General features: G+C 70.9%; 17 protein-coding genes. 6 read left to right on the top strand and 11 right to left on the bottom strand.

The window, feature by feature from the left end; translation table 11 throughout:
• Nucleotides 1-36: 36 nt before the first annotated feature.
• Entirely contained in the window at nt 37-3,660 is a 3,624-nt protein-coding gene (mfd, locus tag ACFUTX_RS04280) for a transcription-repair coupling factor (protein ID WP_378860940.1), read from the bottom strand.
• An 80-nt stretch (nt 3,661-3,740) separates the two neighbouring features.
• Here mfd and ACFUTX_RS04275 point away from each other — a divergent pair, with 80 nt between their 5' ends.
• Nucleotides 3,741-4,358, top strand: coding sequence for a hypothetical protein (locus ACFUTX_RS04275; RefSeq protein ID WP_378860939.1), 618 nt, complete (start codon nt 3,741-3,743; stop codon nt 4,356-4,358).
• A 21-nt stretch (nt 4,359-4,379) separates the two neighbouring features.
• Here ACFUTX_RS04275 and pth read toward each other — a convergent pair whose 3' ends face one another.
• Together pth and ACFUTX_RS04265 are read right to left on the bottom strand one after the other, a co-directional pair.
• Nucleotides 4,380-4,964 carry an aminoacyl-tRNA hydrolase gene (gene pth, locus ACFUTX_RS04270; protein ID WP_378860938.1) on the bottom strand — a complete coding sequence of 195 codons (585 nt, stop codon included), beginning with the start codon at nt 4,962-4,964 and terminating at the stop codon, nt 4,380-4,382.
• A 78-nt stretch (nt 4,965-5,042) separates the two neighbouring features.
• Nucleotides 5,043-5,687, bottom strand: coding sequence for a 50S ribosomal protein L25/general stress protein Ctc (locus ACFUTX_RS04265; RefSeq protein ID WP_378860937.1), 645 nt, complete (start codon nt 5,685-5,687; stop codon nt 5,043-5,045).
• Between the two features lie 282 nt (nt 5,688-5,969).
• Between ACFUTX_RS04265 and ACFUTX_RS04260 the strand changes: the two genes are divergently transcribed.
• On the top strand, nt 5,970-6,092 hold the full coding sequence (locus tag ACFUTX_RS04260; protein WP_378860936.1) for a hypothetical protein: 123 nt from the start codon (nt 5,970-5,972) through the stop codon (nt 6,090-6,092).
• Nucleotides 6,093-6,355: 263 nt separating this feature from the next.
• Nucleotides 6,356-7,783, top strand: coding sequence for an NADP-dependent phosphogluconate dehydrogenase (gene gndA, locus ACFUTX_RS04255; protein WP_378861059.1), 1,428 nt, complete (start codon nt 6,356-6,358; stop codon nt 7,781-7,783).
• Between the two features lie 58 nt (nt 7,784-7,841).
• Here the strand turns inward: gndA and ACFUTX_RS04250 are convergent, their stop codons facing one another.
• From ACFUTX_RS04250 to ACFUTX_RS04235, 4 genes are all read right to left on the bottom strand, one after another.
• The gene (locus ACFUTX_RS04250) at nt 7,842-8,387 is read right to left on the bottom strand and encodes a hypothetical protein (RefSeq protein WP_378860935.1); all 546 of its coding nucleotides are present in this window, start codon (nt 8,385-8,387) and stop codon (nt 7,842-7,844) included.
• Nucleotides 8,388-8,473: 86 nt separating this feature from the next.
• Nucleotides 8,474-10,351 carry an alpha/beta fold hydrolase gene (locus tag ACFUTX_RS04245; protein WP_378860934.1) on the bottom strand — a complete coding sequence of 626 codons (1,878 nt, stop codon included), beginning with the start codon at nt 10,349-10,351 and terminating at the stop codon, nt 8,474-8,476.
• A 71-nt stretch (nt 10,352-10,422) separates the two neighbouring features.
• Nucleotides 10,423-10,797 carry a DUF6507 family protein gene (locus ACFUTX_RS04240; protein ID WP_378860933.1) on the bottom strand — a complete coding sequence of 125 codons (375 nt, stop codon included), beginning with the start codon at nt 10,795-10,797 and terminating at the stop codon, nt 10,423-10,425.
• 111 nt (nt 10,798-10,908) lie between these two features.
• Nucleotides 10,909-12,234: an FAD-binding oxidoreductase gene (locus tag ACFUTX_RS04235; RefSeq protein ID WP_378860932.1), complete on the bottom strand. Its 1,326-nt coding sequence runs from the start codon at nt 12,232-12,234 to the stop codon at nt 10,909-10,911.
• A gap of 97 nt (nt 12,235-12,331) precedes the next feature.
• Here ACFUTX_RS04235 and ACFUTX_RS04230 point away from each other — a divergent pair, with 97 nt between their 5' ends.
• Nucleotides 12,332-13,327 carry an SDR family oxidoreductase gene (locus ACFUTX_RS04230; RefSeq protein ID WP_378860931.1) on the top strand — a complete coding sequence of 332 codons (996 nt, stop codon included), beginning with the start codon at nt 12,332-12,334 and terminating at the stop codon, nt 13,325-13,327.
• Nucleotides 13,328-13,350: 23 nt separating this feature from the next.
• Here ACFUTX_RS04230 and ACFUTX_RS04225 read toward each other — a convergent pair whose 3' ends face one another.
• Nucleotides 13,351-14,076 carry an ABC transporter ATP-binding protein gene (locus ACFUTX_RS04225; protein WP_378860930.1) on the bottom strand — a complete coding sequence of 242 codons (726 nt, stop codon included), beginning with the start codon at nt 14,074-14,076 and terminating at the stop codon, nt 13,351-13,353.
• A 44-nt stretch (nt 14,077-14,120) separates the two neighbouring features.
• Nucleotides 14,121-15,566: an ABC transporter permease gene (locus ACFUTX_RS04220; RefSeq protein ID WP_378860929.1), complete on the bottom strand. Its 1,446-nt coding sequence runs from the start codon at nt 15,564-15,566 to the stop codon at nt 14,121-14,123.
• A gap of 173 nt (nt 15,567-15,739) precedes the next feature.
• Here ACFUTX_RS04220 and ACFUTX_RS04215 point away from each other — a divergent pair, with 173 nt between their 5' ends.
• Nucleotides 15,740-16,468 carry a response regulator transcription factor gene (locus tag ACFUTX_RS04215; protein ID WP_378860928.1) on the top strand — a complete coding sequence of 243 codons (729 nt, stop codon included), beginning with the start codon at nt 15,740-15,742 and terminating at the stop codon, nt 16,466-16,468.
• Nucleotides 16,465-17,985 (top strand): sensor histidine kinase, encoded by a 1,521-nt coding sequence (locus tag ACFUTX_RS04210; RefSeq protein ID WP_378860927.1) that lies wholly within the window; start codon nt 16,465-16,467, stop codon nt 17,983-17,985. The genes ACFUTX_RS04215 and ACFUTX_RS04210 overlap by 4 nt, the downstream gene beginning before the upstream one ends.
• Here ACFUTX_RS04210 and ACFUTX_RS04205 read toward each other — a convergent pair.
• Nucleotides 17,979-19,544, bottom strand: coding sequence for an FAD-dependent oxidoreductase (locus ACFUTX_RS04205; protein WP_378860926.1), 1,566 nt, complete (start codon nt 19,542-19,544; stop codon nt 17,979-17,981). The genes ACFUTX_RS04210 and ACFUTX_RS04205 overlap by 7 nt on opposite strands.
• A 1-nt stretch (nt 19,545) precedes the next feature.
• Nucleotides 19,546-20,091 (bottom strand): MOSC domain-containing protein, encoded by a 546-nt coding sequence (locus tag ACFUTX_RS04200; RefSeq protein ID WP_378861058.1) that lies wholly within the window; start codon nt 20,089-20,091, stop codon nt 19,546-19,548.

Genomic DNA, 20,091 nt, shown 5'->3' with positions numbered 1-20,091 from the left:
GGTCGCTGTCAGCGTAGCGCCGGCGACGGGGGACGGTCAGGACGCCGAGGCGTCGAGGGCCCGCTCGCTCTCGGTCTTCGGCGCCGGCCACAGCTGGTCGAGCAGCTGCGCCACCCACGAGATCAGTTCGGCGTCCGCCAGCGCTTCGCCTCCGGCGGTGGGCAGCGGGACCACGAGCGCCTCTCCGCCCGAGAGCAGCTTGGCCTTCGGGTGCAGCCGCTGGAGGCGCACCCGCATCGAGTCGGGCAGGTTCGCCGGGGCGATCCGCAGGTTCGGGCCCATCGCGACCACGTCGGCGAGCCCGGCCTGACCCGCCCGGCGTCGCAGCCTGGCCACCGCCAAGAGCCCTTGGACGTCGGCCGGAGGCTCGCCGTACCGGTCGGTGAGCTCCTCCACGACCAGGTCGATCGCGTCGTCCTTGGCGGTGACGGATGCCGCAGCCGACAGTTTCTGGTAGGCCTCGAGCCGCAGCCGCTCGCTGTCGATGTAGGACTCCGGGATGCGGGCCTGCACCGGCAGCTCGAGCCGCAGCTCGGCGGGTCCCTCGACCTCGTCGCCGCGGAAGGCGGCCACCGCCTCGCCGATCATGCGGAGGTAGAGGTCGAACCCGACGCCGGCGATGTGCCCGGCCTGCTCGGCGCCGAGCAGGTTGCCGGCGCCGCGGATCTCGAGGTCTTTCAGCGCGACCTGCATGCCGCTGCCCAGGTCGTTGTTGACCGCGATCGTCTCGAGCCGGTCGGCCGCCGTCTCGCTGAGCGGCTTCTGCTCGTCGTAGAGGAAGTACGCGTAGGCCCGCTCGCGGGCTCGGCCCACCCGGCCCCGGAGCTGGTGCAGCTGCGACAGTCCGTACTTGTCGGCGCGGTCGATGATGATCGTGTTGGCGTTGGAGATGTCGAGGCCGGTCTCGACGATCGTCGTGCACACCAGGACGTCGAAGCGGCGCTCCCAGAACGCGTCGACGACCTCTTCGAGGGCGTGCTCGCCCATCTGGCCGTGGGCGACGGCGATGCGCGCCTCGGGCACCAGCTCCGCCAGTTCGGCGGCCACGCGCTGGATCGACTGCACGCGGTTGTGCACGAAGAACACCTGGCCTTCGCGCAGCAGCTCGCGGCGGATCGCGGCGGCGATCTGCTTGTCGTTTCGCGGGCCGACGAAGGAGAGGATCGGGTGGCGATCCTCGGGCGGTGTCTGCAGCGTGGACATCTCGCGGATGCCCGTCACCGCCATCTCGAGGGTGCGCGGGATGGGGGTGGCGCTCATCGCGAGGATGTCGACGTTGGTCTTCAGCTTCTTCAGCGAGTCCTTGTGCTCGACGCCGAACCGCTGCTCCTCATCGATGATGAGGAGGCCGAGGTCTTTGAACAGAACCTTCTCGGTCAGGATCCGGTGGGTGCCGATGACCATGTCGATGGTGCCGTCGGCGAGGCCGTCGACGACCTCGCGGGCCTGCTTGTCGGTCTGGAACCGCGACAGCGCCTTCACCTTGACCGGGAACCCGGCGAACCGCTCGGTGAACGTCTCGAGGTGCTGCTTCACCAGCAGGGTCGTGGGGACGAGCATCGCCACCTGCTTGCCGTCCTGGATGGCCTTGAACGCCGCACGCACGGCGACCTCGGTCTTGCCGAAGCCCACGTCGCCCGACAGCAGGCGGTCCATCGGGATCGGCTTCTCCATGTCGGCCTTGATCTCGTCGATCGTCTGCAGCTGGTCGGGCGTCTCGGCGAACGGGAACGCCTCTTCGAGCTCGCGCTGCCAGGGCGTGTCGGGTCCGAACGCGTAGCCCTTGGCCGACATGCGGGCCGAGTAGAGCTTGACCAGCTCGACGGCGATGTCGCGCACCGCCCGCCGAGCCCGGCCCTTCGCCGCCGCCCAGTCGCTGCCGCCCATCTTCGACAGGGCCGGGGCCTCGCCTCCCACGTACCGTGACAGCAGGTCGAGCTGATCGGTGGGGACGAACAGCTTGTCGCCCGGATAGCCGCGCTTGGACGGGGCGTACTCGAGGACGAGGTACTCGCGCACGCTCTTGACGGCGTTGCGCCCGCCGCTGGACACCTCGCGCTGCGTCAGCTCGACGAACTTCCCGATGCCGTGCGTCGCGTGCACGACGTAGTCGCCGGCCTTGAGCTGCAGAGGGTCGACAACGTTCTTGCGGCGCGAGGCCAGCTTTTTCACGACCCGCTGGTCGCCGCCGATCGTGCGTCCGTAGAACTCCGTCTCGGTGAGTACGGCGAGCTTGGCGTCGGGCGATTCGAAGCCTCTCTCGAGCACCGAGGCGACGATGTGCGCCACGCCCGGCTCGGGTGCCGCGAGGACGTCGTCCACCTTGCGGGCGGCGATGCCGCGCTCGGCGAGCACGTCGCGCGCCCGCTCGACGAGGCCGGCGCCGGACGCCGCCACGACGACGCGCCAGCCGTCGGCGAGAAGCCCGCGCACGTGCTCGGTGGCGCCCGCGACGTTGCCGTGGAACGACGGGACCGCGGTGCCCGCGACGCGCACGACGGCGGCGGCCTCGAGCGCCTCGTCGATGTCGAGCAGGCCCTCGGCGGCGGCCTCGGCCTCGCCGGAGTCGAACGCGCTGAGCGTCCACCAGACGTCGCCGCGGGCGTGCGCGGCCTCGCGCAGCGCCGGCAGTGTGAGGAAGTCGCCGGCGCCGAGGTCGATCGGGGTCGCGGCGCCCGCCGTGGCGGCGCTCCACGCCGCCTCGAGGAACTCCCGGTTGGTCTCGCCCAGCGTGATGGCCCGCGTGACCGCGCGCTCGGGGTCGACGAGCGCGACCGCCGCGCCCTCGGGAAGGTAGTCGGCGAGGGTCACGAGCCGGTCGACGACGGCGGGCAGCAGCGATTCCATCCCCTCGACGGGGATGCCCTGCGACATCTTCTCGAGCATGCCGGCCAGCCCCGGGAACTCGTCCTTGAGCTGGGTCGCACGACCGCGCACGGCCTCGGTGAGCAGCAGCTCGCGACTGGCCACGAGGGCGACGTCAGCGACCTCTCCGGGAAGCGAGCGCTGGTCGGCGACGGAGAACGCGCGGATCTGATCCACCTCGTCGCCGAAGAACTCGACGCGGTAGGGGTGGGCGGCAGTCGGCGGGAAGACGTCGAGAATCCCCCCGCGCACGGCGAACTCGCCGCGCCGCGACACCATGTCGACGCGGTGGTAGGCCAGCTCGACCAGCCGGAGGGCGACATCCCCCAGCTCGTATCCCCGCGCGCCGACCGTCAGCTCGACCGGGGGCGCGTCGGTGAGCCCGGCCGCCAGCGGCTGGATCGCCGCGCGCACCGATGCGGTCACCACGAGCGGGGTCTCACCGTTCCAGCGTGCGATCCGCCCGAGCACGTCGAGGCGGTTGCCGACGATCTCGGCGCTGGGGCTCAGCCGCTCGTGCGGCAGGGTCTCCCACGCGGGGAAGTGCAGCACCTCGGCGCCGGGGAGCAGCGCCGCGACGGCGGGACCCAGCGATTCGGCTCGGCGGCCCGTGGGCGTGATGAGCAGGATCGCGCCGGGCTTGCCCGCGGCGCGTCGCCTCTCGAGAAGCGAGGCGAGCAGGGGTGCTCCGAGGCCTTCGACGAGGGAGAAATCGCCGTCGACGGATGCCGCAGCCGAGGCATCCCGGAACGACTCGGCCTGTTCGAGGGCGCGCAGGATCCCGGGAACTGTCACCGGACGAGTGTACTTCGCCCGGCGGACACGGGCGTCGCGGGCGAGGGCCGACCGATCGCGCGCGCCCATAGGATGAGCGCGTGAGCGACCCCGCCGACCACCCGCCGCAGACCCCCCGCCCTGCCCCGCAGACCCCCTCGCCCGACTTCCCCGCTCCCCCGCCGGGACACGTCGCCGGGCCGGCGTACGCGCCTCCTGCGGGCTACGCCGCACCTGTCGGATACGCCGCCCCCGTGGGGTACGCGCCACCTGCGGGTTACGTCGCGCCCGCGGGCACGCCCGGCCCGTACACACCCAACCCACAGCCGGCCGCGGGCCCGGCACGCCGGGGACGCGGGCTCGGACTCGTCGCGCTGATCGTCGCCCTGACCGCGACCGTCGGCGCGGCGATCGTCGTCGCCGTCGCCGCCTTCGGCATCGGCCTGGGAACGGGCGCCGAGATCGCCTCACGCGCCTTCGGCGCGGATTTCGACTGGTCGATCCTCACGCCGGTGCGGGGGCGGGTGCTGCTCGCCGAGTCGACCTTCTGGCTCGCCACCGCGCTGGGCGTCTGGGCGCTGGTCCAGGGGATCGTCGCGATCGTCCGCGGTCGTGGTCGGGGCCTTGCCATCGCGGCCGTCGTCGTCGCGGCGATCGGACCGGTGGTGTTCTTCGTCGTGCTGCAGGCGTTCCTCACGGCCGGTTACGCCGCGGCGTAGGGATTCGGCGGGTAACGCCGGTCACACCCTCGGCGCGTGATGCTTCTGCTGCGCGGCGACGAGTCCTTCGCCGACGAGCTGCTCGACGGCGTCGGCCGCGTCCGTCAGCAGGATCGGAAGGTCCTTGCGCTCGCCGGCGCTGAAGGGGTCGAGCACCCAGTCCGCCGGATCCTGCCGTCCCGGCGGTCGGCCGATGCCCACACGCACCCGCGCGAAGTCCGCTGAGCCGAGGGCTTTGGCGACATCGCGCACGCCGTTGTGGCCGCCGTGGCCGCCGCCGGTCTTGAGCTTGATCGAGTCGAACGGGATGTCGAGCTCGTCGTGCACCACCACGACGTGGTCCGCGCCGATGCCGTAGAACTTCGCCAGGCCCGCCACCGGTCCCCCCGACACGTTCATGAAGGTGTTGGGCTTGGCGAGCACGAGCTTCGCGCCGCCAGGACGCAACCACGTCTCGGCGACCCGGGCGTTCGCCTTGTGCGCGCGGAACGTCTCGCCGCGCCGCGCGGCGAGCTCGTCGAGGACGAGCTGGCCGACGTTGTGGCGGGTGAGCTCGTAGCGGGGGCCGGGATTGCCGAGACCGACGATGAGCCACGACTCAGTCATGCGATGGGTGTCCTTCCGACGACGAAGCCCGTCCCCCCAGTATCGGGGACGGGCTTCGACGGATGCGGGGGCGAGTCCTTACTCGGACTCCTCCTCCTTGGCCTCCTCGGCCTCCTCGGACTGCTCCGCGGCGACCTCGGCGTCGGCCTCGGCGATCTCGTCCTCGGCGGCCAGCGTGGCGGCGGGCACCGAGACCGCGACGACGAGCAGCTCGGCGTCGGCGACGAGTGTCGCGCCCTTGGGCAGCTTCAGGTCGGCGGCGGTGATGTGGGTGCCGTCCTCGAGGCCCTCGACGTCGACCTCGATGTGCTCGGGGATGTGCGTGGCCTCGACCTCGAGCGCGACGGTCTGCGCATCGAGGTTGGCGATCGTGCCGGCGAAGGGCTCGCCCACGACGACGACGGGGACGTCGACCTGGATCTTCTCGCCCTTCTTGACGACGAGGAGGTCGATGTGCTCGATGATCTGGTGCACCGGGTCCTTCTGGACGTCCTTCACGAGGGTGAGCTGCTCCTTGCCGTCGAGGTCGAGCTCGAGGACGGCGTTGGCGCGACGGACGAGCAGGGCGACCTGGTGGCCGGGCAGGGCGACGTGCACGGGCGAGGTGCCGTGGCCGTAGATGACGGCGGGGATCTTGCCGGCGGCGCGCAGGCGGCGGGCGAAGCCCTTGCCGAAGTTCTCGCGGACCTCGGCCTGGACCTTGGTGTCGGTCTCGGTGGACATGTCTCTCCTCGCGGGCTGACGCCCGTTGTGATCACGGGTCCGCGATGGCGGGCCCAGGGTATGTGGGTTGTCTCGACTCGAACGCGCGCGCGTGAGGAAAGCCGTGGGCCTGCTCCACTGCGTCGATCACGGATGCCGCAACCGCCCGAACCCGGGCGGCGCGAGGCATCCCTCGCCGAAGTTCAGCACCGAGTCTACCAGCCCGCGCCACCGGGCCCCGCGAGAGCGTCAGAGGGGTGGGTACGATGAGGAGCGCACCGGACCGACCCGCGGAGGACCTCGATGGATTACGGCTTTCTCTCCCACGCCCTGCTGTGGCTGATCGGCGCCCTGGCCGCCGTCGGCGGCGTGCTGACCGTGGGAGCGTTCTGGTCTCTGGGCCGCGCGAGCTACCGCAAGGACTAGCCCGCCGGCGGCCTCCCCGATCGCGGGGCCCGCTCACGCGTAACACCCCCTCCCCGGCCCCATAGGCTGGGAGCATCTCTCAACGAACGTCAGGAGTGCGTGTGTCTTCGAACGAGCCCACGGCGCAGACCAACATCTCGACCGATCGCGACGACCGGCCCGGCTCGGCTCGGGAGCACGAGGGCGCTCCCGCCCCCGAAGAGGTCGCCCGTCCCACGCCCGAGCCCACCGGGCCCGACGGCGAGTCGGCGGCCCGGGCGAACATCGGCGTCGTCGGACTCGCGGTGATGGGCTCGAACCTCGCCCGCAACCTCGCCAGCCGCGAGGGCAACACCGTGGCGATCTACAACCGCAGCCACGAGAAGACCGACACCCTGCAGGCAGAGCACCCCGAGGCCGAGTTCGTCCCCGCGTACTCGTACGAGGAGTTCGCGGCGTCGCTGCAGAAGCCCCGCACCGCGATCATCATGGTGAAGGCCGGGCGCCCGACCGACGCCGTCATCGACTCCCTCGTCGGCGTGTTCGAGCCCGGCGACATCATCGTCGACGGCGGCAACGCGCTGTTCACCGACACGATCCGCCGCGAGAAGGCCGTCCGCGAGACGGGCATCAACTTCGTGGGCGCGGGCATCTCCGGCGGCGAGGAGGGCGCCCTGCATGGGCCCTCGATCATGCCCGGAGGTTCGGACGAGTCCTGGGTGACCCTGGGACCGATCCTGAAGTCGATCGCCGCGGTCGCCGAGGGCGAGCCGTGCGTGACGCACATCGGTCACGACGGCGCCGGTCACTTCGTGAAGATGGTGCACAACGGCATCGAGTACGCCGACATGCAGCTCATCGCCGAGGCCTACGATATGATCCGGCGCGGCACCGGCAAGTCGCCCGCCGAGATCGCCGACGTCTTCGCCGAGTGGAACCGCGGCGAGCTCGAGTCGTACCTCATCGAGATCACCGCCGAGGTGCTCCGCCAGGTCGACGCCGAGACGGGCAAGCCCCTCGTCGACGTCATCCTCGACCAGGCCGGCGCCAAGGGCACCGGCGCATGGACCGTGCAGACGGCGCTCGACCTCGGAGTGCCCGTCTCGGGGATCGCCGAGGCGGTCTTCGCGCGGTCGCTCTCGAGCCACCCCGAGCAGCGCGCCGTCTCGCGCGACCTTCCCGGACCGAGCGAGGCTCTCACGATCGACGACGCGGACGCGTTCATCGAAGAGGTCCGCCTCGCCCTGTACGCGTCGAAGATCGTCGCGTACTCGCAGGGATTCGACGAGATCCGGGCCGGCGCGGCCGAGTACGACTGGAACATCGACCTGGGCGCGGTGTCGAAGATCTGGCGCGGCGGATGCATCATCCGGGCCCAGTTCCTCAACCGCATCGCCGACGCGTATGCGGCAACCCCCGATCTGCCGGTCCTGCTGACCGCACCGTACTTCGTCGAGGCGCTGGGACGCGCGCAGACCGCGTGGCGCCGGATCGTGCAGACCGCCGCGGGCGCCGGCATCCCGGCTCCCGCCTTCTCGTCGTCGCTGGCGTACTACGACGGCCTGCGCGCCGACCGGCTGCCGGCCGCGCTCGTCCAGGGGCAGCGCGACTTCTTCGGAGCGCACACCTATCAGCGCGTCGACAAGCCCGGCACGTTCCACACGCTGTGGTCGGGCGACCGCACCGAGATCGAGGCCGAAGACACGCACTGACGGGCGTCACGCGGCGAGCCCACGCCGCGTGCGGGTCACGCCGGAGCGGGGCAGTGGATCAGGTGCTGCGCGGGGTGCCGTCTTCGTTGAAGCCGAAGATCGGCGGGGTGCCTGGCACTTCGGTTTCTGGCATGACGGGATCCTCAGTCTCCGTCAGCCAGCCCGGGTCGAGAATGTCCATCAACTCGTTCGGATCGCCGGGGCGGCACGTCGAGGTGGCCTCCAACGACACAATGTCGCGGTGCGACCCGAGGAGGAAGTTGACGTAAAGATCCGCGACGTGCTTCTCGTTGTTGCTGGCCGTGATGACGACGTTGTCGATGCCTTCCCCGTAGGTGTGCAGCTTCACCGACCAGCCCTGCTCCCACAGCCAGTCTCCCAACCGGCGCGCCGCAGTCTCAGCGTCGGTCCCCGCACGCCAGTTCGCGGGTGTGGATCGCCACATGTCGAATTGGTACCCGCCCGCGCAGTCCATCGGCACGTGGCCGTAGATTCCGTCGATGATCCATGGCTCATCGGTGATCCAGGACTGCACTTCCGCCACACTCTCCTTGAACGCAACATTGAACTTCCGCGCGTCCTCGTACCACTCGTCATCTGACATCGGTCGTCCTCCGCATCCCGCCGCACTCACCGCCACCAGCACGGATGCCGTGCCCGCGCCCAGCCATCTGACCAGTCGCCGCCCCTTCACGCCGCCTTGCCCCAACGAGCTGCATCGGCCAGACCGACCACGAGGTGCATGAACGACTCCGCACTCTTGTCGAGGTAGCCGGTGCTCTCGGTATCGAAGACGGGGGTCGTGCCTCTCGGCGTGGCAACCACATCGTCCACGCGCCAGAAGATCGGGTTGCTGGAACGCTGCGCATTGTGTCCGCCCACGGCCTCCCCAACAGCGCCGTGCGCGCCGAAGTCGGCCACGAAACCCCCGTCGGCACCGACGGGGTGAACCCCGCGAATGGTCTGCGGATCGATCGCGTGCGTCGAGCCGAGGTTCGTGGATCGGCCCAGCGGTGCGATCCAATCCGTTGACGCGTGCGCGGCGTGGACTGCGATCTCCCCACCCCCGATTTGCGCGGCGAGAGCGTCGGCGGCATCTCTACTCACGCCCGCCGAACCAAGGAACCATGCATTGTCGACCAGAGTGGGATGATCAGCGATGGCCTGTGCTGCCATCGTGGTGCCCAGCGAGTGCACGACGGCGTTGCGCTGAGCGTCGGGGTTCGCCTGCTTGAACCCCTCGAGAAGTCTCGCGAATCGCGACGCACCCGCGTCGGGGCGGTCGATGCCGTGGACCGTGGTGGGTCTTCCGGAGTCCCACTCCATGAAGAGCACGACCGCGGTAGAGGCGACTGCGCCATCGACGACAAGTTGCTTGCCGAGCTCATTGCGGACGCGCTTCGCGGAGCCCGTCCAGTCGCCGAGTGCTCCGAGGTCGGTGTCGATGCCGTGGCTCAGCGTCGTGATCTGGTCCGCCGCGTCGACGTCGCCCCACGCCACGCTCGCGCGCGGGGCGCCGTCCGTATCGAGAAACACGGACAGCAACGCGGCGTCACGGTCCCGCTTGACCACACGCTCGAGCTCCTCGAGTTTGGTGCGGGCGTCGTCGGTGAGGTCGTCGTTGGCCAGGAGGTGGGTCAGGCCCTGGCGGGTGAAGGCGTTGCGGTGGGCGGCGGGGATGCCGTTGAGGTTGCCGATGGCCAACGGGGCGAGGGCGAACAGCTGCGCCAGCGGGCCGCGCACCCACCGTGACGGCTTCCCGCCCGCGCCCCGGACGGAGTTCGATGCGGCGGCGAGGGTCGCCCACAACTGGGCCGCACGCGCCGGGTCGACCAGACCCACCGCGGACGGGAAGTCCGGGTGCGCGGTCACCCACTTGCGCACCGCGGCAGGATCGGCGTCGGCGAGCCATCGGATCCGGGACAGCACCGACCGTGACAGCGTGGCCTGCAGGTGCTCGGCCAGCGTCCGAGTGGTGCCCGCGGCGAGGGGAGCGCCGGGGTAGGGAGAGTCGGTGATACCCCACGAGGTCTGCGACACCCGCACCGGTGTTCCCCACGCGCCGCGCACCTGGTCGCCGCCGGTGATCGCCCGCAGCCGGGAGGCGATGAGATTCTCCTCCGCCTCCACCAACTCCCGGAACCGCTCGATGTCTTCGCTCAGCAGCGTCACCTCGTCGAACGCGCGGGTGCGTGCGGCCGCCGCCCCCACCCGGTCCCACCGCAACCGGTCGACCGCGTCGGAGTCCGGCTCGGCCCGCAGCATCGACCAGTAGGCACGGTCGACCATCGCGTACTCCTCCTCGGCGGCCTCCGCCTGCCCGTTGACCGCGTCGATCCGCCGCCACAGCGCCTCACGCTGCTGCCGCAACGGCGGCAGCACCACCGTCGCCGCCTCCTCCAGCACCAGCCGGGCCTCGCCCAGCGCGGTCGCGAACGCCTCGGCATCTTCATGCGGACGATCCAGCACGACATGCGCCCCCTCCGCGCCCCGCACATCGAACACCTCACGTAACCCGCCCCACCGCGAATAGGCGGAATCGAACGCCGCCCACACCGCGCTGCCCACGCGGCCCGCCTCCTCACCGAGATCCGACAACGCCGCCGGATCGAGTACACGAGGCAGCGCCGAGGGATCGATCAGCCCCATCCGAACATCCCGTTCCCGTAGGCGACGGACGAGTCGAGGCCCCAGCGATCGAACGCCTGTCTCTCGGCGACGGCCGCATCGGCCGCCATCCGCTCGTCGCCCGCAATGACGGCGACCGTCGCCTCGGACAGCGCCGTGGCGGATGATGAAAGAACGTGGATGAGTTTCCCCGGCACCGCGCGGCGATCCTCGAAGAAGTCGGTCCATGCGGTCGCCACCGAGGTGCGCTCATCGAGCGCCAGGCTCACCGGCGCCGGGTAGAGCGCGTCGACGTCCTTCGCCGCCCGGGTGAGCACGGAACCGGCATCGTCGATACCCGCGAGGATCCCCACGACCCGGTCCGGGTCGACGCGCCAACCGTCCACGATCCTCCCGCCAACATTTCAGTACCTCAGAATGTAGCAGTAGAAGTCGTCAAGAGTTCTCACTGTCGTGAAAGGAAACTCGACCTCATTCCTGTACCCGCCTGGAGCAGCTCACGCCGGGGCGACGTTGTGGTTGCGGCAGAACAGGTTCCGCGGGTCGTATTGGCGCTTGATGGCCGCCAGCCGGGCCATCGTCTCGGGCGGATACATCCGCGAGACCAGCCCGGCGTCGGTGGAGGCCGTGAAGTTGCCGTAGAGCCCGTCTCCGAGCGCTTCGATGGCGTCCCAGCTGGCCTGGATCGCCGGCCTGGTGTCGTCGTCGACGAGCCCCGGCACGTCGAAAGCCCCGGCCATCGCGAACCACGTCGCACCGCGACCCGGGAACGGCGTGGCGTCTTGCGGCACGTCGCCGAAGGCGCCTCCGAGCGACCGAAGGAACAGCACCGACGCGGCGTTCGACTCGCGGAAGGTCACGAGTCGCTCGATGGCGTCGTCCGTGAGGTCGCGCAGCAGTGTGTTGCCGCCGACGAACCCCGGCATCGGCTGGTCGGGATCGGCGGCCGGCATGTCCATGAGGATGTCGGGATAGGACCGCACCCCGAACTCGGTCTCGGTCACGCCGTCGACAGCGAGGATCGGAGCGAGCGCGGCTCGCGCGGCGTCTTCGTCGTCACCGATCCAGCACGCTGTGACCGTGGCGCCGGCGGGGGCGTTCGGGTCCATCGGCGGAACGTGCATGTAGGTCACGGTGAGCTCGCGGGGCGCCTGCGCCATGGTGTCGCGCAGCACCCGGAGGAGTCGGCGCGCGTCGTCGCCGGCACCGAGCGTCGCGAACACGACCGAGGTCAGCGGGTGCGCGCGGAAGTCGAATCGCGTGACCACCCCGAAGTTGCCGCCGCCCCCGCGCAGAGCCCACAGGAGGTCGGGGTGGGCGGTCTCGATGACCTCGATCACGTCGCCGCGCGCCGTGACGAGCTGCGCTCCGACGAGCTGGTCGGCCGCGAGCCCCCACGCCCGCACCATCCAGCCGATCCCGCCGCCGAGCGTCAGCCCGCCCACGCCCACCGACGCGGTGTCGCCCGAGCTGATGCCGAGCCCGTGCTCGCTCAGCTCATGCGCGACGGCTCCCCACGTCGCTCCCCCGCCGACGTGCACGAGAGTGCCGTCGACCCGGACATCGTCGAGGGCGGCGAGATCGAGCGTGAGGCCACCGGGAACCGCACCCCAGGCGCTGTGACCGCCGCCGCGGACCATGACCTCGAGCCGCTCGGCCGCCGCGTAGCGCAGGGCCGAGCGGACGTCGTCGACGGTGCCGGCGCGCACGATGACCGTGGGTTCGCCGATTCCGGAGTGGAAGGCGCGCGCGGCGTCCCACTCGTCGTCGCCGGGCTGGACGACCGTACCGGCGGGCAGGTTCTGGAGAGAGAGATCCGTCACCCGGGTCACGGTAACGGTCGGCGCCGACATCGCGCCAGGGGAAGTGCGCGCACCCGGGATCGCCCGTCGCATCGCCGGGCGCGACTAGGGTCGAGAGATGACGACGCGAGTGCTCTACATCGGCGGGACCGGAACCATCAGCGCCGCGTGCGTGCGGCGGAGCCTCGCGCGGGGGCACGACGTCACGGTGCTCAACCGGGGATCCTCGCGGCGTCCTCTTCCGGCCGGCGTGCGCGAGCTCGTCGCCGACGTCCGCGATGCCGCCTCGCTGAGGGATGCGCTGGCGGGCGCCGGGGAGTTCGATGTGGTCGCCGACTTCCTGTCGTTCACCCCCGAGCACGTGAGCACGGCTTTGGGACAGTTCGAAGGTCGCACCGGGCAGTACGTCTTCATCAGCTCCGCGTCCGCGTACGAGAAGCCTCCGCGGCGGCTGCCCGTGACCGAGTCGACGCCCCTGCGCAACCCGTTCTGGGGCTACTCCCGCGACAAGATCGCCTGCGAGGATCTGCTGGTCGCCGCTCATCGCGACCGCGCTCTGCCGGTCACGATCGTCCGCCCGTCTCACACCTACGACGAGCGGATGATCCCCACGATGGGGGGCTGGACCGACATCGCACGCCTGCGGGAGGGTCGCCCGGTGGTGATCCACGGCGACGGCACGAGCCTGTGGACGATCACCCACTCCGACGACTTCGCGGTGGCCTTCACCGGCCTCCTCGCCAACCCCGAGGCGATCGGCGACGCCTTCACGATCACCGGGTCGCACGCCCCGACCTGGAACAGCATCTACGGGGCGCTCGCCGACGCCGCGGGGGTGCGTTCGCCCGAGTTCGTCCATGTCGCCTCCGAGACGATCGCCGCCTTCGAACCGGAGCTGGGGCCGGGACTGCTCGGCGACAAGGCGCACTCGATGGTCTTCGACAACACGAAGGTGACGACGCTCGTCCCCGAGTTCCGCACGACCATCACCTTCGATGAGGGGGCGCGGCGCATCGTCGCCCACCATGACGCGCACCCCGAGCTCCAGCAGGTGGACGAGAACCTCGACGCGGTCTTCGACCGCATCGCGGCGCACGCGAGGGCGGCCGGCTGACGGCAGCCGACCGCCCCTTCTCGTCATCGGGTGATGTCGCGCACCGTGCCGCGCTCCAGGCGCAGGCGGCGCCCTGCCCTCCGAGCCACGGCCGAGTCGTGGGTCACGACGATGAGCGTGAGTCCCTCGCCCCACAGGGTCTCGAGGACCGCGAGGATCTCGTCGCGCATCGCCTCGTCGAGATTGCCCGTGGGCTCGTCGGCCAGCAGCACGCGCGGACGCTTGACGATCGCGCGGGCGATCGCGACGCGCTGCTGCTGACCGCCGGAGAGTTCGCTCGGCCGATGGTCGGCGCGGTCGAGCAGGCCGACGTGCGCGAGTGCCTGCGCGACGCGCTCCGCCCGCTCCGGGCGGCTGAGCTTTAGCGGCTCGAGCGCCATGTCGACGTTCTCGGACGCGGTCAGCGTGGGGATGAGGTTGAACCCCTGGAAGACGAAGCCGATGTCGCGGGCGCGGACGGCGCCCAGCTCGGCGTTCGACGCCCCGGCGAGGTCGACCTCGCCGAGCACCACCGATCCCTCCGTCGGCCGGTCGAGCGCGCCGAGCAGCTGGAGCAGGGTCGACTTGCCGCCCCCCGTGGGGCCCTGGATGGTGACGAAGTCCCCCTGGGCGATCGTGAGGTCGACGCCCGCGAGGGCCTTCACGATGCGGTCTCTCTGGCGGTAGGTGCGGGTCACGCCCGCGAGTCGGTACAGCGCCGGGGACGGGGCATCCGTCCCGTTCGTCGCCTCGGTGTCGATCATGGTCATGGTCGTGTCTCCTGTCAGTGATGGGTGTGTGGTGGTCGGATGCTTCAGCCGACCGAGCGGAGCGCTTCGGCGGGGCTCAGCCGCGCCGCCCGCCAGCCGCCGAACGCACCGGCGACGAGCCCGCCGAGAAGGGCGAGTCCCACGGCCGCGAGGACGACCCAGAGGGTGATCGGCGCCTGCAGCACGATCTCGGTCGTCTCTTGCGAGAACAGGCCGCCCGCGGGCGCCACCATGTCGCCGCCGGGACCGCCCGGCATGCTCGGTCCGGACGGCGCCGCGGAGATGGTGGGTGAGATGGCGTTGACGAGGGCGATGCCCGCGAAGCCGAGCACGAGTCCCGCCGCCCCGCCGATCAGGCCCTGCACGACCGACTCGCCCGCGACCTGACCGACGACGCGGCCGTTCGACCAGCCGATCGCCTTGAGGGTGCCGAACTCCCGCGTGCGCCGGGACACCCCCGACATCGTGAAGAGCACGGCGAGGGCCAGCGCCACGACGAGCACGATGACCGAGAGCCACGTGCCGAGATTCGTGATGAGCGACGAGGCGCTCGACAGCGATCCCGACACGGTGGCTGCGAGGTCGGACTGCGAGCTGACCGTCGTGTCGGGCAGCGCCTCTTCAAGGTTCTCCTTCACGGCGGCGATCGCATCCGAGGACTCCGCCTGCACGTACACGGTCGACACCACGTCGCCCGCTTCGGAGAGCTCCTGCGCGACATCGAGCGGGATGTACACGTTCGCCGCGGTGTCAGCTTCGCTCGACGCGGAGGCGACGATCCCGACGACCTCGAACTCCCGGCCGCCGACGTCGAGCGTGTCGCCGACGGCGAGTTCCTGCGTCTGGGCGTAGGTGGCGTCGAGCACGGCGACGTCGTCACCCGAGTCGGCGGACTCGAGTGCCCTCCCGTCGCTCACGCTGACCGCCGAGAGAGGGCCGACCGACGATCCGGCCGGATCGATTCCGAGGACCGTGAAGGAATCGACGTCGAACGAGCCGCCGCCGAACCCGCCGCCTTCTCCGGGTGCCTGGCCGCCCGTCCCCGGCTCCGTGCCCTCGGCGGGCGGCTCCGGGAGCTCGCCCGAGAAGGTGATGTTCGACAGCGACAGCGCGCCCGACGCCGCCGAGACGCCGTCGACCGACGCGACCGTATCGAGCACGTCGGAGTCGAGGCTGGCGCGCATGGGCTCGGTCACCAGCCGCGACTGGCTGAGCTCGGTGGAACCGTCGTCGCCGGTCTCGCCGGCGTCCGCGCCGAACTCGAACATCTGGCCGCCGCCCTCGCCGGGCTCGGCCGTGGCGCCGGTGACCGTGAGGTCGGTCCCGACGCCGTACACCGACTGCAGGGCATCGGCCTGCGCGTCGCGCACACCGGCGGCGAGCGAGTTCACGATCATCACCAGGGCGATGGCGATCGCCAGCCCGACGGCGACGATGATGGTCTGCTTCTTGCGGCCCGCCAATTCGCGCCGCAGATACGTTCCGTACATGGGGTCTCCTCCCGGCGGGCGAGGTGCCGGCCGTCGCGAGAGACGCTAGAGACGCACCCCATGGGTCGCTTCAGCGCGACCTATGCGGACCTTATGAGCGCGCAGCCCGCACTCACAGCGACCCCATAGCGGTCTCCATAGGAAGGCCATAGGAAGCCGAGCACAATGGACCCATGAGCACTGCCACTCCCTCGCTGCTGCGCCCCGACGGCTCGTCCCTTCGCGTCCTCGTCGTCGACGACGAGCAGATGCTGACCGACCTGCTGTCGATGGCGCTGCGGATGGAGGGATGGGAGGTGCGCACCGCAGGCTCGGGCTTCGAAGCGCTGCAGGCGGCCCGCGAGTTCTCGCCCGACGCCATGGTGCTCGACATCATGATGCCCGACCTCGACGGCATGGCGGTGCTCCAGCGGCTGCGGCAGTCCGGAGACGACGTGCCGGTGCTGTTCCTCACCGCCAAGGACGCCGTCAGCGACCGCGTCGCCGGGCTGACCGCGGGCGGCGACGACTACGTGACGAAGCCGTTCAGCCTCGAAGAGGTCGTCGCGCGCTTGCGCGGCCTCATGCGGCGTGCCGGCACAGCCCACACGGCCGGTGCCGAGCCGATCCTCCGGGTGGCCGACCTGACCCTCAATGAGGACAGCCACGAGGTGGAGCGGTCGGGCGACGAGATCGAGCTGACCGCGACCGAGTTCGAGCTGCTGCGCTACCTGATGCGCAACCAGCGCCGCGTCGTCTCGAAGGCGCAGATCCTCGACCGGGTCTGGAATTACGACTTCGGCGGACGCTCCAGCGTCGTGGAGCTCTACATCTCGTACCTCCGCAAGAAGATCGATCAGGGCCGCGAACCCCTCATCCACACCGTGCGGGGCGTGGGGTACATGATCAAGGCACCGCAATGACGGCGGTGCCGGAGGCGGATGCCTCGGCTCCACCCGCCACCGCGGTCGAAGCATCCGCTCGCCGCCCGTGGACGCTGCAGCGCCGGCTCATCGTCACGGTCGTGGGGATCACGTCGTTCATCATGGTGCTCGTCGGCGTGGCCACCAGTGCGATCCTGGGCGGCGTGCTGGAGGACGGCCTGAACAATCAGGTCCGCTCGGCGCTGGAGCGGACCTCGCTGATGATCCAGCGGCAGGTTGCGGCAGGGCTCACGGCGGAGCAGATCCTGGCCGAGCAGCCGCAGCAGCCCGGCTTCCTCCTCGCGGTGGAGTCGCCGGTCGCGCCGGCGAGCGCCGCCGTGGTCGAGGCCGACTCTTCGGTGACCGCCCTCACCGACGACCAGGTGCAGCAGCTCGCCGACGGCATCGGCGAGAGTCCGCTCGTCGTCGCGATCGACGACGTGGGGACGTTCCGCGTGCGAGGCGACGCGACGCCTCTCGGAATCGTGATCGTCGGCATCGCGCGCGACCAGGTCGCCACCGACATCGGCCGCATGCTCATCGCGATCTCCCTGCTGACGGCCGGCGGGCTGATCCTGCTCGCGCTGGCGACCGCCTGGACCATTCGAGCGGGGCTCGCACCGCTGCGCGCGGTGGCCGACACGGCCGAGCGGGTCTCGAAGCTGCCGCTCGACCGCGGCGAGGTGTCGATCACCGAGCGGGTGCCAGCGGAGCAGGCCGACCCGCGCACCGAGATGGGCCGCGTGGGCGAGGCCCTGAACACGCTGCTCGACCACGTCGGCGAATCCCTGTCGGCCCGGCAGCGCAACGAGGAGCGCATGCGCACCTTCGTCGCCGACGCGAGCCACGAGCTGCGCACTCCCCTGGCGTCGATCCGCGGGTACTCGGAGCTCTCGCTCCGCGCGCTCACCCAGGATCCGGGCGCGGCCACCATCGAGACCACCGAGGCCTCACTCGAGCGGATCCAGGCGCAGTCGCTGCGGATGACGAGGCTCGTCGAGGACCTGCTGCTGCTCGCGCGGCTCGACGAGGGCCAGGAGCTCGTCTACGGGAACGTCGACCTCACCCGGGTCGCCGTGGAGGCGGTGGGCGACGCCCGCCCGGCCGGTCCGGACCACACATGGGTGCTCGACCTCGGCGACGAGCCTGTGCAGATCGCCGGAGACACCGGGCGCCTGCACCAGGTGGTCGCCAATCTCCTCGCCAACGCCCGCACGCATACCCCCGCCGGCACCACGGTGACGGTCCACGTCGCAAGAGAAGGGGATGCCGCGGTGCTGCGCGTGCACGACGACGGGCCCGGCATCGAGCCGGCGCTGCGCGACGAGCTCTTCGAGCGGTTCTCGCGCGGCGACCGCTCGCGTGCCCGCCAGACCGGCGGCACCGGGCTCGGGCTGTCGATCGCCCGGGCGATCGTCGAGGCGCATCACGGCACCATCTCGGTGCGCAGCGAGCCCGGCGACACGACCTTCGAGGTGCGGCTGCCGGCGAAATCCGACGAGGGCTCGGCTCAGTAGCCGCTGAACGCGTCGGTCGTGATCGACCGGGCGCGCTCGAGCGCCGGAGCGAGGTCGGCGATCAGCCCGGCCGGTCCGGAGATGTAGGCGTGCCGCGACGCGATGTCGGGCACCACCCGCAGCAGCCCCTCGGCGTCGAGCCTCACGCCCCGCGCCCACGTCCAGTGCGGCGGCAGATCGGAAGGCCGGTCGCGCGTGAACACGAGCACCGGGATCCCGGATGCCTCGAGGTCGGCCCGGTAGACCAGCTCCGACGAATCGGACGCGACGTAGACCAGCACGATGTCGCGGTCGGCGCCGCTCTCGCGCAGCTGCCGCAGCTGCGACACGAACGGCGTCACGCCGATTCCCGCCGCCACCATGAGGATCGGCGCGGCATCGCGCTTCGGAAGGACGAAGTCTCCCCACACTCCGGTGATCGCCAGCCGGTCGCCCTTGGACACGCGGGCGAGCGCCTTCTTGAACGAGCTCTGCGGCTTTGAACCCGACGACTCCTTGAACGCCACGCGCAGGAGCGGCAGGTCGGCCGGCGCCGACGCGATGCTGAACTCCCGACGCGTGCCGCGCGCGTCGGGGTGCGGATGCGGTACTTCGAGCTCGATGTACTGGCCGGGAACGAACGACAGCCGGTCCTGCACTCGGAAGGTCAGCTCCTTCACCGTGGGAGACGGCTCGGCGCGCGACTCCAGCGTCAGCCTCACGGCGGTGCGCACCGCGAAGGCGAAGGCGACGAGGTTGCCGACGAGGAGCGCACGCTCTTGACCGAGGGTGAGGGCGCCGACCGGGATCGGCCAGCCGGCGAGCACGCCGACGACCGCCGCGACCGTGAACTGCTGCCAGCGCCGCGGCGGCAGCGTGAGGGGCTCCGACAGCATGAAGGCGCCGAGGAAGAGGAAGGGGGACGACCACAGGATCTGCCAGAAGATCGTCAGGCCGTCGACCTCCACCCCCGCAGCCTGGTACTGCGACCCGGTGCGGAGGAGGGCGACCGCGACCGCGATCACCAGGAACACCGCCACGACGCGGATCTTCTCCGTGCGCCACAGAACGGCGAGGCCCAGGACGACGACAGGGAGGGCGAGGGCCGGGGTTCCGACCCACCATGACGACGCGCCCAGCACCGGCCACACCAGGCTGAAGAGCGTGAGCACGGTGGCGCCGACCGCCGCCGGATTGAACAGGTGCCGTCCCCGCCACGCCAGCAGATACTTCGACAGCGACGCGGCCGCTGCCGCGAGCGCGATCCCGGCGAGCCCGGCGACGTCGAGCGTCGGCCGCAGGATGAACAGGAGGATGTGGGCGGTGATGAGCGACGACTCGATCCGCCACGGCAGCCGGAGGAGCGACTGGGCAGCGGCATCCACTCCTGCGCACACTGCCGCCAGCACGAGGAGGGTCACCACGAGTTCGAGCGGGTCGGGCGACACCAGGTCGAAGAACGACAGGACGAGCGAGATCACGGCGAGCGCGGCCAGCGCGAGGTAGACGACCCGATACATCGAGACGCGGCCCAGGAGCGCGAAGACGCGGTTCCACACCGAGGTCAGGGTGGTCAGCACGTCACACCGCCCGCAGGGGTCGGTGCTCGCCGGCCGGGAGGATGACCCTGATGCCGTCGCCGGGTTGCACCGCTCCCCCGGCGACCACGATCGACATGACTCCCGCCAGCCGCACCGTCTCACCCTGATCGTCGACGAAGACGAGCTCCTTCATGAGTCCCTTCGAGAGGCCGTTGATCTGCGAGCACGGGTTGCGCAGGCCGGTGAGCTCGACGACCGCGTCGTCGCCGAGGGCGAGCCTCGTTCCCACCGGCAAGCCGAGCAGGTCGATCCCGGCCGTGGTGATGTTCTCGCCCAGCGCTCCGGGTGAGATCCCGTGGCCGCGGGGGGCCATCTGCGCGAACAGCTCCTCGTGGATCAGATGGACCTGACGCAGGTTCGGCGTGGCGGCGTCCCGGGCGATCCGGGAGCGGTGCTTCACGGTGGCGCCGGCGTGGGCGTCGCCGTCGACGCCGTGGCCCGCGACGAGGACGATCCGTTCGCGCGTGGGTTTGCTGAAGCGGTGCTCGTCGTCGCGCGCGACGGCGACCACGCGGCCCGAAGACAT

Source organism: Microbacterium sp. NPDC057407 (assembly GCF_042803895.1).
GTDB lineage: Bacteria > Actinomycetota > Actinomycetes > Actinomycetales > Microbacteriaceae > Microbacterium.
Note: the sequence above shows the minus strand (reverse complement) of the source record. Positions and strands in the feature narration are given on the sequence as shown.